Genomic DNA, 15,341 nt, shown 5'->3' with positions numbered 1-15,341 from the left:
GAGAGGCTTTGTTGGCGCCCGTGGCCGCCACGCGTTTGCTAGCGCCGTGATCGGTCGAATTTTCTAGGTGACCGGCCGCGGTCGCCGACTTTGAAGCGCTCTTTCCACCTCGCACAGACTGCCCGGCAACCGCGCCGTGCTTGCCGTGCGCGCTCGCCTCAGGCGGATTCCACACTTCTGTATAACCGGCCGCGATGGCCGCTCCAGACGCACACCACACGGCGACCGCCGTTGCTACTGCTCGAAACCACATCTGCCGCATCTCCTGAATCTTTGACTTTCGTGACGAGCCGGGATTATATTCCCTTGCAAAAATCCATATTTGGACTAGTATAGGCAATAAGTACATATAAGGACTTACCCGCTCATGGCTCATGCCGCCCGCGCCACCCAGCCCGAAGCGCCTCTGCATCGGCCGACTTCGGAACCATCGTTTGCAGAAATGTCTGCGGCGGGTTTGCGCGCGTTCTTCAGAATTGCGCAAGACTGGGATCTGAGCGCCGACGAGCAGATCATGCTGCTCGGTTCTCCAGGCCGCTCCACTTTTTTCAAGTGGAAGCAGGCGCCGGAAACGGCGCGCGTCGGTCGCGATACGCTGGAGCGCCTGTCTCTGCTGCTCGGCATCTACAAGGCGCTGCAAATCCTGTTGCCGCAACCGGGCACAGCGGACACCTGGATCAAACGCCCTAATAGCGCACCGCCATTCGGCGGCCGTCGCGCGCTCGACCGCATGCTGGCGGGCAATGTCAGCGACCTCGTGGCCGTGCGCCAGTATCTCGACGCAATGCGAGGCGGCTGGGCGTGACAGAACCGCATTGGCAGGACCGCTGGCGCAGCGCGCCTCTGGATTGGTCGCCCGCGTATCGCGTGATTCCCACTCGTTTTCCGGCCGTCAATCTGTTCGATCGGGTTGCATCGCCGGAAGATTTCGACGCGCTATACGCGCTCGAAGCAATGACCAACGACCGTCTGCGCACCGAAGTCGGAGAACTCGATCTCGTGCCGCGTGAAGAACGCCGTTTTGGGCCGGGCTACGGACCGATCATGGCCGCGCTCACGCATCTGAATCCGCTAGGCAGCAGGTTTTCCGACGGCACCTACGGCGTGTTCTATTGCGCCCGTTCGCGCGTCACGGCCATCGCCGAAACGCGGTATCACACGGCCAGATTTCTGGAAGCCACCGCGGAGCCGCCAATGCGTCAGCAAATGCGCCTCTATACCGTCGTGGCACAAGGGGAAGTGGTCGACCTTCGCGGCGATCCGAAACTCGATCTCGCAGTGCTCTCTCCCGACGACTACCTCGCCGGTCAATCGCTCGGCCGTGCGGTGCGTGAAGCGGGAGCGCCGGGCATCGCGTATCCATCGGTGCGGGATACTGAAGGCGAATGCCTAGCTGCATTCAGGACAACGCTGCTGCGCGACTGTCACCACGCGGCGTATCTGGAATACAACTGGAACGGCACGAGCGTGGATATGGTGTTCGAGCTCAACCAGGTCGGCTGAGAGCGCCTCGATAAGCGCCTCGTCAGGGCAGCGCCAGCGCCGCCGCGCCTTCGGCGCGCGCTTCTTCCACTGAAATCGACCAGCGCCGCAGCGCTCGCGGCTCGACGATAGTCAGCCTGCCGCCCGGGCCAAATGCGCCCGTGTCGATGAACACCTGCGCGCCGACCTGCTTGATGTCGCGCATCGGAGTATGGCCGCAGTACGTGAGCGACAAACCACGCTGCCGCTGCGGATCGCCGTTGCCCATCGCAAGATCACGTCCCCACAGCAATTGCTGCCGCGTGTCCGCGGAGAAATTGCCGGCATCGAGTTCGGCGTCAGTGCCGAAAAATTCGGCATGCAGAACATTGAAACGTTCAGGGCCGCTGCCCACCACGCGCACGAGCGGCAGCGTGCGCAGCCGTTCGGCATAGCGACGCAAACTCTCGTCGGGCAGATTCGCTGCCCACGCGCCGCCAATGCCGTACCACCATTGCCGCCGCAACCGGCCATCGGCGACGGCGCACAGCGCGTCTTCATGATTGCCGAGCACGGCGAAAAACCAGGGCTTGTCGAGCAGAGCCAGCGCCTGTTCGGAATGCTCGCCGCGATCCACCAGATCGCCGACTGAAAAGAGCCGGTCACATGCAGGATCGAACGAGACGAGGCGCAGCAGATAGCGCAATGCATCGACACAACCGTGCAAGTCGCCGACTACGAAGTCGCGGCCGCTCCGGTTCGCCGAATGGTGCTGAACAGAGGTGTCGAGTACGGAAGCCATACGTTCATGATAATGCGCAATCTCCAATGCGTATGAGCGCTGCCTCTCGTAGCGCGGCAGGAGAAAGCGCAAAGTTGACAGTAAACCACGCAAAAACCCGCGCGTACGCGGCAGAGTTTGCCGAAAACAGCCTGTTTGCGGGCGCGGTCTTGCTGGCTTCGCGTTTTGACAACTCATGTTGCCCGCAAGCCGCTGTCACGCGCGCGCGAACAGCAATCCGACCAGGATCGGCCACTGAAAGTTGCGCACACAAGTGCTGCGAGCTTGCATCCGTGCTTCGACTGAAAGGCGCTCGCAAAGCCGTTGTAAGCGGCTGTGAGTACGACGCGCCCCGTTCGTCAATCGACGCCCGCAGACGAGTAGAATCCGCGACACGCCCGCCTTCCGCTCCCCTTCCATGCTCATAAAATATTATCCGCAAACGCTTCGCAATCGTCCGCGCATGCTGATCGCTCTCGCGGTCGGCGTCGTCGTCGCCATCTTGACGCCACAACACATGCGTCCGATGGTCCGCGTGCTGGTCGGTTGGGACACTACGGTGTGGACTTACCTGGTGCTGATCTGGGCGCACATGGCCGCCGCCGATGCAGGTCGCGTGCGCGACTCCGCGCGCCGTGACGACGAGAACGCAGGCGTCGTACTGTTCGTGATCTGCATGGCGACCATTGCAAGCATTGCCGCGATCGTGCTGGAACTCGCCTCGGCGAAGGGCACGGCGGGTGCGTCGACGGTATGGCACTACACGCTGACCGGCCTCACGCTGATGGGCGCGTGGTTCCTGATTCCCACCATCTTCACCCAGCACTACGCCCGGCTCTACTACGATACCGACGTACAGGAGACGCCGCTTCTGTTTCCCGATCATTCGCTCACGCCGAACTATTGGGACTTACTTTACTTCTCGTTCACGATCGCGGTTGCCTCGCAAACCTCGGATGTCGTGCTGCGCTCACGTCCCATTCGCCGGGCCGCGCTCGCACAATCCGTTTTGTCGTTCTACTTCAACGTCGCCGTGCTCGGCTTGTGCGTGAACATCGCGGCGGGCCTTCTCGGTTCCTGAGGTTCGCCACTGCTCGAAGGCGAGCACGCACCAATACGACGCGCGCGCCTCGCCGAGCCGTGAGTCGCGCGTGCCGCTCCCAATGACGGCGCTTGCCCGTCCCACCGCAAATCTCGTGTAAAACGCGGACCATCTCCGGCCCGTTTTACACGTGCCCGCAGCCCTCTCCAGCAGCGCGCCGACTTCGCTGCCGCACACCTTCCCATAAGGGCACTCCGTCGCCCTGCACTGCCAGTCGCATCAGTTCAGTGGCACAAGCCTTGCTGACCTCCGCAGACGGTTCTGGCCGGCCCGCCCCGACGCCTGGCGTCTGTGCACCTGTAACTGGCCAGCGGCGTGACGATCTTTGCACTACATTGACCAGTACGCGCCACAGTCTACGGACCGCGCGGCCTCCGGCTCTGGAAGCCCAATGAGCGCTGTGATCGCATGTCACTTGCATCCACACCGCAGCAGGACAAATCTGGAAACGACCGATGGAATCTCCAAACGGGTACGCGCCGCGGATCTATTTTTTTCATTCACTTCTGGTTGGACCGCTTGACGCGTGGCCCGCGCAGTTCGCCCACGCGGCCGCACTGGGCTTCGATCACGCGTTGATCGGCAGCCTCTTCGAACCGGGCCGGGCGAGCCACGGGCAGGTGGTCGGCAACCATGCGCGGCTGCATCCCGTGTTCGAAACCGAACAGCCCGCCGTCGACGCCATCCGCACTCTCGCAGGCGGGGCGCGTCAGCAAGGCCTCACGTTGCTGGTCGATCTGGTGATCGACCGGGTGGCCGCCGATGGCGCACTCTACGCGGAGCATGCGGACTGGTTCCATCCGCTGGAATCCGAGGAGGCGCGGCTAGACCCACGGCATGTGCATCGTGAGGACAACGTCGCCTACGCGAACTTCAACGACGCCGGCACGCGTGCCGCGCTAGCCGACTGGTGGACGCAGCAGCTGCTGGCGCTTGCCGACGCCGGCATTGGCGGTTTCCGCTTCGATTCTCCGCATCGCGTACCCGCCGAGGTGTGGCGGCATTTGCGCGACGCCGTACGCACCGCGCATCCCGACGTGCGATTTCTCGCGGCGACGCCAGGCCTTGCCCGCAGCGATCTGATCGGGCTTCAGGGCGCGGGCTTCGACAGCGTGTTCTCGTCGGTGCGCTGGTGGGACTACCGCGCGAGCTGGATGGTGGAAGAGCATGCGGTGCTCGCGCGCATCGGCGGACCGATTGCGTTTCCCGAAGCGCCTTACGGCACTCGCCTCGCCGCCGAGTTGAGCGACCCGCATGATTCGAGCATCGTCGAACGCGCGTATCGCCGCGCGCTGTACGCGGCGTCCGCCATCGGCACCGGCTGGCTGATGCCGATGGGCTTCGAATACGGCGTGAGCGAACCAATGTCGCAAACCCGAGGCGACGCGTCGCAATTCGCACTGGCTTGCCAGGCGAAAAAATTCGACCTGACGCCGCAGATCACGCGCGCCAACGAACTTGCACGCACGTCAAGAGCGCTGCACGCGAACGGGGAATTGCGCGCGTTGAGCGGGCCTGGCGCACCCGCCGCGGTGCTGCTGCGCGCCGACCAACCCGACCTGCGCGATGCCGCCGAGGCGGTTCTCATCGCAATCAATCCGGAACTCGGCGCGCCTGTGCGCGTCGATCCGGCGCGTTTTCTCGCCAGCGTGCCCGGCAATTTCACGCGCTTCGTCCCTCTCGATTCGCCAGGCCGTGCCTCGCCTGCGGCTTTAACGCCGTTCGCGCTCGCACCCGGCGCTGTGCGCCTCTTCCAGGCCCTGGCGGAGAAGCCGATCTGTCTTGCGCCGCCCATCGACAAGCCCAACAGCAAGCGTAGCGGTCGCAAGACCGTGATCGAAGCGATCAACGCGCCGCGCGTGGCGATCGAAAGCGTGACGCCTTCTGTGGACAATGGCCGCTTCCCCGCCAAACGAAGCGTCGGTGAGCGCGCTGAAATCAGCGCTGCAATTTTCGCGGAAGGACACGACAAGATCGCCGCCGCCGTGCTGTGGCGTGCCGCCGACGAGAACACCTGGCACGAAGTGCTGATGGCGCCGGCGCAGCCCGCGGGTCTCGACATCTGGAAGGCGCGCATTCCGCTCGATCGCATGGGACGTCACGAATTCACCGTGATCGCCTGGCGCGACGACTTCGCTTCGCTCGTCGAACATGTCGAGAAAAAGTTGAAGGCGGGCCAAACCGTCGAGACCGAACTCGATGAAGCCGCGCATCTGTTCGCGCTCGTGCTGGCCGAAGTCGAAACGACCGAAGGTGCGGTCATCGAACCGCTCAAAAATATCGTCGAGCATTTCACCAAGGCCGACGCCGAAACGAAGCTCAAACTGCTTCTGGATGCCGGCACCAGGAAGGCGATGACCGCCGCGCGGCATCGTCCGTTCCTGAGTCGCGATCCAGTGACATACAAGATCGACGCCGAGCGCACCGCCGCGCGCTTTGCAAGCTGGTACGAAATCTTCCCGCGCTCGATGAGCGACGACGAATCGCGCCACGGCACGTTCGCCGATGTCACGACCAAGCTGCCGCGCATTCGCGACATGGGCTTCGACGTGCTGTACTTTCCGCCGATTCATCCAATCGGCGTGTCGAATCGCAAGGGCCGCAACAACACGCTGAACGCACAGCCCGGCGACGTAGGCAGTCCGTATGCGATCGGCGCGGCAGAAGGCGGACATACCGCCGTGCATCCGCAACTGGGCACGCTCGACGACTTCAAGAAGATGCTCGCCGCCGCGCACGCGCATGGCCTCGAAATCGCGCTCGACTTCGCGGTGCAATGCTCGCCGGATCATCCGTGGCTGAAGGAGCACCCCACGTGGTTTGCGTGGCGTCCCGACGGCACGCTGCGATATGCGGAAAATCCGCCGAAGAAGTACCAGGACATCGTCAATCCCGACTTCTACGCGCACGACGCGAAGCCCGACCTGTGGCTAGCATTGCGCGACGTGTTTCTGTTCTGGATCGACGCGGGCGTGCATATCTTCCGCATCGACAACCCGCACACCAAGCCGCTGCCTTTCTGGGAATGGGTGATCGGCGACGTGCGTGCGCGGCATCCGGACACGATTTTCCTCGCCGAAGCATTCACGCGTCCGCGCATGATGTACCGGCTCGGCAAGATCGGTTTCTCGCAGTCGTACACGTATTTCACGTGGCGCGAGTCGAAACGCGATTTCATCGAGTATCTGACGGACCTCACGCAAACCAGCGCACGCGACTTCTATCGGCCGAACTTCTTCGTGAATACGCCGGACATCAACCCACGTCATCTGCAATCGCAGGGACGCACCGGCTTTCTGATTCGCGCGGCGCTCGCTTCCACGCTCGCCGGCTTGTGGGGCGTGTATAGCGGCTTTGAACTCTGCGAAGCGGCTGCGCTGCCGAACAGCGAGGAATATCTCGATTCCGAGAAGTATCAATTGCGCGCGTGGGACTGGAACCGGCCCGGCAACATCACGGCGGAGATCGCCGCGCTGAACCGCATTCGCCGCGCGAATCCCGCGCTGCAAACGCACCTCGGCCTCACGTTCCTGCCCGCGCACAACGACAACATTCTATTCTTCGAGAAGGCAACCGAAACGCGCGACAACGTGATTGTCGTCGCCATCAATCTTGACCCGTTCAACGAACAGGGCGCGGACATCGAATTGTCGTGGGAGACATTCCAGAATTGGAATCTGCACGATCAGGGCGCGCTCGAAGTGACCGATCAGATGACAGGCGCGCGTTTCACATGGCACGGCCGCTGGCAACATGTGCGGCTCGGCCCGGGCCAGCCTTTTTCTATCTGGCGCATTGCGCCGCTCGGCGGCCTGCCCGCAGAGCGTCCCGATGAAGCCGACAGCGATTCGACCAGCGACCTTCACGCAGACGCTGGCAACCCTACCCCGACGGAAGGTGCGATATGAAGCGTGACGATCCCTCACAAGGCACGTCGGAAGCCCAGGCAAGCACGGCAACCGCCACTGCAACAAAAGCTCGCGCGCGCCGCCGCGGCAAGCCCGCGACATTGAGCGACGATCCGCTCTGGTACAAAGACGCAATCATCTACCAGGTGCACATCAAGTCGTTCTTCGATGCGAACAACGACGGCGTCGGCGATTTTCCCGGCCTGATCGCCAAGCTCGATTACATCGCCGAACTCGGCGTGAATGCGATCTGGCTGCTGCCGTTCTATCCGTCGCCGCGTCGCGACGACGGATACGACATTGCCGATTACCGCAACGTGCATCCCGACTACGGCCAGCTTTCCGACGTCAAGCGCTTCATTCAGGAGGCGCATGCGCGCGGCATCCGCGTGATTACCGAGCTCGTGATCAACCACACGTCGGATCAGCACCCGTGGTTTCAGCGCGCGCGCCGCGCGAAGCCGGGCTCGAACCATCGCAACTTCTATGTGTGGTCCGATACCGACCAGAAGTATCAGGAAACACGGATTATTTTCATCGACTCGGAGCCGTCGAACTGGACGCACGATCCGGTCGCGGGCGCTTACTATTGGCACCGCTTTTACTCGCACCAGCCCGATCTGAATTTCGACAACCCGGCCGTGCTGCGCGAGGTGTTGCAGATCATGCGGTTCTGGCTCGACATGGGTATCGACGGGCTGCGACTCGACGCCGTGCCCTATCTGGTCGAACGCGAAGGCACGAACAACGAGAACCTGCCGGAAACGCATGCCATTCTGAAAAAGATTCGCGCGACTATCGACGCGGAATATCCGAACCGTATGCTGCTCGCCGAAGCGAACCAGTGGCCGGAAGACGTGAAGGAATATTTCGGCGACGAAGACGAATGCCACATGGCGTTCCACTTCCCGCTGATGCCGCGCATCTACATGTCCATTGCGAGCGAGGACCGCTTTCCGATCACGGACATCATGCGGCAAACGCCGGACCTTGCCGAAACGAATCAGTGGGCCATTTTCCTGCGCAATCACGACGAACTGACGCTCGAAATGGTCACGGATTCCGAGCGCGATTACCTGTGGAATACCTACGCGAGCGATCGCCGCGCGCGCCTTAACCTCGGCATTCGCCGCCGCCTCGCACCGCTGATGGAGCGCGACCGCCGCCGCATCGAGTTGATCAATTCGCTGCTGTTGTCCATGCCGGGCACGCCCGTTATCTATTACGGCGACGAACTGGGCATGGGCGACAACATCCACCTTGGCGACCGCGACGGTGTGCGCACGCCGATGCAATGGTCGTCGGACCGGAATGGCGGCTTTTCGCGCGCCGATCCTGAGCAACTCGTATTGCCGCCCGTGATGGGTTCGCTTTACGGCTTCGACGCGGTCAACGTCGAAGCGCAAAGCCGCGATCCGCATTCGCTGCTCAACTGGACCCGGCGCATGCTCGCCACGCGTCGCGCGAAACAGACTTTCGGACGCGGCACGATCCGCTTCCTGAAGCCGGAAAATCGCAAGATTCTCGCGTATCTACGTGAGATGCCCAACGAGCCGCCGATCCTTTGCGTCGCGAATCTGTCACGCGCGCCACAAGCGGTGGAACTCGACCTGTCGGAATTCAACGGCTCGGTGCCGATTGAAATGACCGCCGATTCCGTGTTCCCCCCAATCGGCCAGTTGACTTACCTGCTGACGTTCCCGCCGTACGGCTTCCTGTGGTTCATGTTGTGTCCGGGTGGACAGCGTCCGACCTGGTCGCAGGCGCACCCCGAGCCGTTGCCCGAATTCGTCACGATCGTGATACGCGAGGGCCAGGTCGGTCCGACACCCGAAAACGTGCGGCTGCTCGAATCCGAAGTGCTGCCTTCGTGGTTGAGCCGCCGGCGCTGGTTTGCATCGAAGGATCAGAAGATGCATGCGGTCCGGCTCGCCGCGTTGACCACGATCCCCAACGGAGGCTTCGCCTTCACCGAGATTGAAGCGGATGTTGGCGATCACACCGAACGTTATGTGGTGCCGATCGCAATCACCTGGGGTGGCGAGACGACCACGCCGCTGTTCCTTCAACTTGCGTTGGCGCGTGTGCGGCGCGGCCGCAACGTCGGGCATCTGACCGACGCATTTGCGTTGCCGATCTTCGCGCACGGCGTGATGCGCAAGTTGCGCGAACGCGCGGTCATACCGACCGTGCAGAAAAGCGAGATCAGGTTCATTCCGACGGAGCGTTTCGCTGAACTCGAAAATCTTGGCGAACGCCCGGAAATTCGCTGGCTCGCGGCGGAGCAAAGCAACAGTTCGCTCATCATTGCAGACGCTGCGGTACTGAAACTGGTGCGGCGCCTCGTGAGCGGGATTCATCCGGAAGCGGAGATCAGCCGCTATCTGACGCAGCTCGGTTATGCGAACACCGCGCCGCTCTTTGGCGAAGTGGTGCGCGTCGATCCCGAGGGCGTGCCGCATACGCTCGCGATTCTGCAAGGCTATGTCGACAACCAGGGCGATGCCTGGAACTGGTCGCTCGATCATCTGCGCCGCTCGGTGGACGAACTCGCGATCGCCGTCGATACCGACGCGTCGTCGACGCCCGACCGCGGCAACGAAACTCTTCTGCTGAAAGGCTACTCGTCGTTGGCCGGCATCATCGGCAGGCGCCTTGGACAGTTGCACGTCGCGCTCGCCTCGCCGACCGACGACCCGGCGTTCGCACCTGAACAGGCAAGTGCCGAGCAAGTGAAGGCATGGGTCGACGGCACACAGTCGATGCTCGCGAGCGCGCTCGACCTGCTCGCGCCGCGCGTCGAACAGATGCTCGATGCGGAGACGAAAGCCCTCGCGAAAAGCGTGGTCGACCGGCGTGCCGCGCTGGTCGAGGCCGTCAACAAACTGGTTTCGCCCGACACGCAAGCGCAGCGGATTCGCATTCACGGCGACTTCCATCTGGGCCAGGTGCTGGTCGCACAGGGCGACGCCTATCTGATCGACTTCGAAGGCGAGCCGGCGCGCTCGCTCGAAGAGCGTCGGCAGAAGTCGAGCCCGCTGCGCGACGTGGCCGGCCTGATGCGTTCGTTGTCGTATGCGAGCGCCGCGGCGCAGTCCACGATGGAAAGCGCACCGCAGCAGACCGCGGATCGCAAACGTTCCCTGTTCGACCGTTTCCGCGTGCAAGCCACGGAAACATTCCTGAAGGAATACCGCGCAGCCACCGCCGAAGCACCGACGCCGCTTGTCGCGCCGGAGGCGGAACAGGCGCTACTCGATCTGTTCCTGATCGAGAAGGCCGCGTACGAAATCCGCTATGAAGCGGCCAACCGTCCGGCATGGCTCAGCTTGCCGGTGCGCGGACTAGCCGCGCTCGCAGGCCGTTTGCTCGGCGACAAAACCACGTCGCACGATCCGTCAACCCAGGCGCAAGACGCCGCCACACCGCCTCATCCGGCCGAGGGCGACTATGAGTGAACACGATCCGGCCGCAGGCCTTCAGCCGCTCGATATGGATGCGCTCGTCGAAGCGCGTCACCCCGATCCTTTCTCGCAGCTCGGACTGCATCACACTGACAGTGGTCCCGTGGTGCGCGCGCTGTTGCCCAATGCGGCGCATGTCAGCGTGATTTCGCGTGCCGACGGCTCGTTGCTCGGCGAACTTCAGGAGTTGCGTCCGGGCCTTTTTGCGGGCCGCGTGAGCGCGGCGGTGCCGTACCGTCTGCGTATCGACTGGCATGGCACGGAGCAGGAAATCGAGGACACGTATTCGTTCGGCCCCGTTCTCGGCGATGAACCGCTCGGGCGTCTCGCGGGCGGCGATCCCTATGCCGTGCTCGAGTGTCTCGGCTCACGCCCCATGGAAGTGGACGGCGTGCCTGGCGTGCGCTTTGCCGTATGGGCGCCGAACGCGCGGCGCGTCTCCGTGGTGGGCGACTTCAACGCGTGGGACGGCCGGCGTCATCCGATGCGCCTGCGTCATCAGGCGGGCGTGTGGGAATTGTTCGTGCCGCGGGTCGGGCCGGGCACGCGCTACAAATACGAGTTGCTTGCACGTGACGGCCATCCGCTGCCGCTGAAAGCCGACCCTTGTGCAATGCAGACCGAGAAGCCGCCAGGCACGGCCTCGGTCGTCGCACATGTCGACGAGATCGAGCAGTTTCCGTGGAGCGACCAAGAATGGATCCAGTCGCGCGGCGAAAAACAGACGCCGCGCTCGCCGATTTCCATTTACGAGGTGCATGCGGAATCGTGGTTGCGCATCGCCGAAGAAGGTCAGCGAGGCCTGGATTGGGACGAACTCGCCGAGCGCCTGATTCCCTATGTGAAGACCATGGGATTCACGCACGTGGAGTTCATGCCGGTCGCGGAGCATCCGTTCGGCGGATCGTGGGGCTATCAGCCGCTTGGGCAGTTTGCGCCGTCCGCGCGCTTCGGCAAACCGGAGCAGTTCGCCGCCTTCGTGAACAAGGCGCACGAGGCCGGACTCGGCGTGATTCTCGACTGGGTGCCCGCGCATTTCCCGAACGACGCGCACGGCCTCGTCGAGTTCGACGGCACACCGCTTTACGAGCACGCCGACCCACGTGAGGGCTATCACCAGGACTGGAACACGATGATTTACAACCTCGGCCGCAACGAGGTGAGCGCGTTCCTGGTGGCCTCGGGCCTCGCGTGGCTGAAGCGCTATCACGTGGACGGCCTGCGCGTGGACGCCGTTGCGTCGATGCTTTACCGCGACTATTCGCGCGCCGCCGACGAGTGGGTGCCGAATATTTACGGCGGGCGCGAAAACCTCGAATCGATCGCGTTCCTGAAGCGCCTCAATCATGAAGTGGGCTACGTGCCAGGCGTGCCCGGCGCGATCACCATCGCTGAGGAATCTACCGCCTGGCCAGGCGTGACGGCGCGCGTCGAAGACGGCGGCCTGGGTTTCAACTTCAAATGGAACATGGGCTGGATGCACGACACACTGCACTACATGCAGGAAGATCCCGTCTATCGGCAGTACCACCATCACAACATGACGTTCGGCATGGTCTACGCGTATTCCGAGCGCTTCGTGCTGCCGCTCTCGCACGATGAAGTGGTGCACGGCAAAGGCTCGCTGCTCGGCAAGATGCCCGGCGACACGTGGCAGAAGTTCGCCAATCTGCGCGCGTATTTCGGCTTCATGTGGACGCACCCTGGCAAGAAGCTGCTTTTCATGGGGGGCGAATTCGGTCAGATCGCGGAATTCAATCATGACGCGTCCCCGCACTGGCATCTTCTCGACGACGCTCATCATCATGGCGTGCAGTTGCTGGTCCGCGACCTGAACCGTTTGTACAGCCACGAACCGGCGCTGCATCTGCTCGACAGCGAGCCAGGCGGCTTCGACTGGCTGGTGGGCGACGACAGCGCCAACAGCGTGTTCGCGTATCGCCGCACGGACGGGGCGGGTCGCGAACTCGTCGTGGTGTGCAACATGACGCCGGTGCCGCGCGTCGGCTACCGCGTCGGCATGCCGCGCGAAGGACGCTGGTCGGAAGTGCTCAATACAGATGCAGGCGTGTACGGCGGCTCGAATATGGGCAACGGCGGTCTTATTCATACCGAGGCGATTCAGAGCCACGGCTGGCCGCATTCGGCCTCCCTGACCTTGCCGCCGCTAGCGACGATCGTGCTGCGAGCCGATTGAGCGGAGACTGACAGGGAAACGGGTGCGACCGGGCGCCGCCCGGTCATGCCGAAGCGAGCGCGCGGCCGCGTGAAAACCGGCCGCGCGCTCGTTGCATGAAGGCCCGCGCTAGCGCTGCATCAAACAGAACAAGGAAGCGGAACCATGTCGCATGCAATGCCCGACCGGCTTCTGCCTGGCTCGCCGTATCCGCTCGGAGCCAGTTGGGACGGCCTTGGCGTCAACTTTGCAGTGTTCTCGGCGAACGCGCAGAAAATCGAGCTTTGCCTGTTCGATCCCACGGGTCGGAAGGAGATCAAGCGCTACCCGCTGCCCGAATGCACCGACGAAGTGTGGCACGGCTATCTGCCTAACGCGCATCCGGGCACCGCTTACGGCTTTCGCGCGCACGGTCCGTATCAGCCGCAGCATGGCCACCGTTTCAATCCGCACAAGCTGCTGCTCGATCCGTACGCGCGCAAGCTCGTCGGCCAGTTCCGCTGGTCGGATGCGTTGTTCGGTTATCGCGTGCATTCGAATCGCGCGGATCTTTCAATCGACCGGCGCGACTCGGCGCCTGCGATGCCTAAATGCGTCGTGATCGACGAAGCGTTCGACTGGTCGCACGACAAGCGCCCCGATGTGCCGTGGGGCGAAACCATTATTTATGAAGCGCATGTGCGCGGCGCGTCGATGCTGCGCCCCGATTTGCGTCAGCATGAACGCGGTACGTTCGCGGCGCTGTCGTCGCCGGACTTTATCGAGCATTTGCTGAAGCTCGGTGTGACCGCCGTCGAATTGCTTCCCGTACATGCATTTCTGAACGACCGCTTCCTGGTTGAACGCGGCCTGCGCAACTACTGGGGTTACAACACAGCGGCGTTCTTCGCGCCCGAGCCGTCGTATCTCAGCACGCACCGGCTCGACGAAATGCGCATTGCCGTGCGCCAGTTGCACGCGGCCGGCATCGAAGTGATTCTCGACGTGGTGTACAACCACACGTGCGAAGGCAATGAAATGGGCCCGACCGTCTCATGGCGCGGTCTCGACAACGCAAGCTACTACCGGCTGATTCCCGGCGACGAACGGCACCATATCAACGACACCGGCTGCGGCAACACGGTGAATCTGCCGCATCCGCGCGTACTGCAAATGGTGATGGATTCACTGCGCTACTGGTCGACGGCCTTCAATATCGACGGCTTCCGTTTCGATCTCGGCGTAACGCTCGGGCGCGAGCAGCATGGTTTCGATCCGGGCTCGGGTTTCTTCGATGCGCTGCGCCAGGACCCGATACTCTCGCAACGCAAACTGATTTCGGAGCCGTGGGACATCGGTCCGGGCGGTTATCAGCTTGGCAATCATCCACCGGGTTTTGGCGAATGGAACGACCGTTTCCGCGATACCGTGCGCCGTTTCTGGCGTGGCGACGCGGGCCTGCGGCCGGATCTCGCAGCCCGCCTGACCGGTTCCGCCGATTTCTTCAACCGGCGTTTCAGGAAGCCGTGGGCGTCGATCAATTTCGTCGCGTCGCATGACGGTTTTACGCTTGCCGACATTACCGCGTATGAGCACAAGCACAACGAGGCGAATCGCGAAGGCAACAACGACGGTCACAACGAGAATTGCAGCAGCAATTGGGGCGTGGAAGGACCGACCGACGACCCGGCGATTCTCGAAACCCGAAAACGCGTGGCGCGCTCGATGATGGCCACGCTGCTCGTCGCACTCGGCACGCCGATGATGCTGGCCGGCGACGAATTGTTGCGCACGCAGAACGGCAACAACAATGCGTACTGCCAGGATAACGAACTGTCCTGGATCAACTGGGAAGCCGCGCAAGCGCCGGACGGCCGCCAGATGACCGAATTCGTGGCGCGCGTGATCGCGCTGCGCAAACGGCATCAGCTGCTGCGCGAAACGCGTTTTCTGTTTGGCGACCGTGAAGTGTTGCCGGGGCTTTTCGACATCGGCTGGTTCGACGAGAAAGGCGACCCGCTGACGATCGAAGCCTGGCAGGACCCTGAAGGGCGCGCATTCACATTGCGGCGCGCAGGTCCGGGCCTGAATGGCGAAACGGAAGTATTGTTGATGATGCTCAACGCGAGTGCAGAAGGGCTGCGTTTTACGCCCCCTGCGCCGCACCTGGAATGGCACGTGCTGTTAGACACTGCGGATACGGAAAGCGCGCCGCACCGGCTCGCCGCGTTGGATATCGAAGTCGCGGCGCATGGCCTCGTGATACTGGCCGCGCAACCGGTCGGCGAGGCCGACTGGCAAGCGGGCTGGATAGCCGGCGCGCAGCATGGGCCACGTCTGTTGACTGCCCTGCCGCCCGATCCCGGCGAGCATCCGCCGACGAGCGACTCGTCGCCGACCACGTAGATCGCGGCGGCGATGCCGCCAACGGCGTGTGAGCAATCCGACAGCAAAACCGAATGGTGAAGAG

8 protein-coding genes are annotated in these 15,341 nt (G+C 62.9%); 7 read left to right on the top strand and 1 reads right to left on the bottom strand.

Features of this window, described 5'->3' with window-relative positions; genetic code table 11:
- Positions 1 to 367 precede the first annotated feature (367 nt).
- Both SB753_RS30325 and SB753_RS30320 read left to right on the top strand, forming a co-directional pair.
- A complete protein-coding gene (locus SB753_RS30325) occupies positions 368 to 805 on the top strand; it encodes an MbcA/ParS/Xre antitoxin family protein (RefSeq protein ID WP_088176546.1) in 438 nt (145 codons plus the stop codon).
- Entirely contained in the window at positions 802 to 1,503 is a 702-nt protein-coding gene (locus tag SB753_RS30320; protein ID WP_088176547.1) for an RES family NAD+ phosphorylase, read from the top strand. Before SB753_RS30325 ends, SB753_RS30320 begins: the two co-directional genes overlap by 4 nt.
- A 22-nt stretch (positions 1,504 to 1,525) precedes the next feature.
- Here the strand turns inward: SB753_RS30320 and SB753_RS30315 are convergent, their stop codons facing one another.
- Positions 1,526 to 2,263 carry a metallophosphoesterase gene (locus tag SB753_RS30315; protein ID WP_020071033.1) on the bottom strand — a complete coding sequence of 246 codons (738 nt, stop codon included), beginning with the start codon at positions 2,261 to 2,263 and terminating at the stop codon, positions 1,526 to 1,528.
- Positions 2,264 to 2,660: 397 nt separating this feature from the next.
- On the opposite strand from SB753_RS30315, the gene SB753_RS30310 reads away from it, so the two are divergent.
- The 5 genes from SB753_RS30310 (at position 2,661) to glgX (ending at position 15,277) form a co-directional block, all read left to right on the top strand.
- Positions 2,661 to 3,323: a DUF1345 domain-containing protein gene (locus SB753_RS30310; RefSeq protein ID WP_087752679.1), complete on the top strand. Its 663-nt coding sequence runs from the start codon at positions 2,661 to 2,663 to the stop codon at positions 3,321 to 3,323.
- 476 nt (positions 3,324 to 3,799) lie between these two features.
- Positions 3,800 to 7,252 carry a maltotransferase domain-containing protein gene (locus SB753_RS30305; protein ID WP_410803540.1) on the top strand — a complete coding sequence of 1,151 codons (3,453 nt, stop codon included), beginning with the start codon at positions 3,800 to 3,802 and terminating at the stop codon, positions 7,250 to 7,252.
- Positions 7,249 to 10,710: a maltose alpha-D-glucosyltransferase gene (gene treS, locus SB753_RS30300; RefSeq protein WP_410803538.1), complete on the top strand. Its 3,462-nt coding sequence runs from the start codon at positions 7,249 to 7,251 to the stop codon at positions 10,708 to 10,710. The genes SB753_RS30305 and treS overlap by 4 nt, the downstream gene beginning before the upstream one ends.
- The gene (gene glgB, locus SB753_RS30295) at positions 10,703 to 12,913 is read left to right on the top strand and encodes a 1,4-alpha-glucan branching protein GlgB (RefSeq protein ID WP_410803536.1); all 2,211 of its coding nucleotides are present in this window, start codon (positions 10,703 to 10,705) and stop codon (positions 12,911 to 12,913) included. The genes treS and glgB overlap by 8 nt, the downstream gene beginning before the upstream one ends.
- Before the next feature lie 144 nt (positions 12,914 to 13,057).
- On the top strand, positions 13,058 to 15,277 hold the full coding sequence (glgX, locus tag SB753_RS30290; protein WP_410803534.1) for a glycogen debranching protein GlgX: 2,220 nt from the start codon (positions 13,058 to 13,060) through the stop codon (positions 15,275 to 15,277).
- The last annotated feature ends 64 nt before the right edge of the window (positions 15,278 to 15,341 follow it).

It is taken from the genome of Paraburkholderia sp. SIMBA_053 (assembly GCF_046534895.1).
Lineage (GTDB): Bacteria > Pseudomonadota > Gammaproteobacteria > Burkholderiales > Burkholderiaceae > Paraburkholderia > Paraburkholderia caledonica.
The sequence above is the reverse complement of the archived record's forward strand: the minus strand, read 5'-3'. Positions and strand labels throughout refer to the sequence as shown.

Excerpts from the sequence above, each read along its gene's own strand:
- SB753_RS30325 (WP_088176546.1), top strand. The coding sequence starts at position 368 with ATGGCTCATGCCGCCCGCGCCACCCAGCCCGAAGCGCCTCTGCATCGG.
- SB753_RS30315 (WP_020071033.1), bottom strand. The coding sequence starts at position 2,263 with ATGGCTTCCGTACTCGACACCTCTGTTCAGCACCATTCGGCGAACCGG.
- SB753_RS30310 (WP_087752679.1), top strand. The coding sequence starts at position 2,661 with ATGCTCATAAAATATTATCCGCAAACGCTTCGCAATCGTCCGCGCATG.
- SB753_RS30305 (WP_410803540.1), top strand. The coding sequence starts at position 3,800 with ATGGAATCTCCAAACGGGTACGCGCCGCGGATCTATTTTTTTCATTCA.
- treS (WP_410803538.1), top strand. The coding sequence starts at position 7,249 with ATGAAGCGTGACGATCCCTCACAAGGCACGTCGGAAGCCCAGGCAAGC.
- glgB (WP_410803536.1), top strand. The coding sequence starts at position 10,703 with ATGAGTGAACACGATCCGGCCGCAGGCCTTCAGCCGCTCGATATGGAT.
- glgX (WP_410803534.1), top strand. The coding sequence starts at position 13,058 with ATGTCGCATGCAATGCCCGACCGGCTTCTGCCTGGCTCGCCGTATCCG.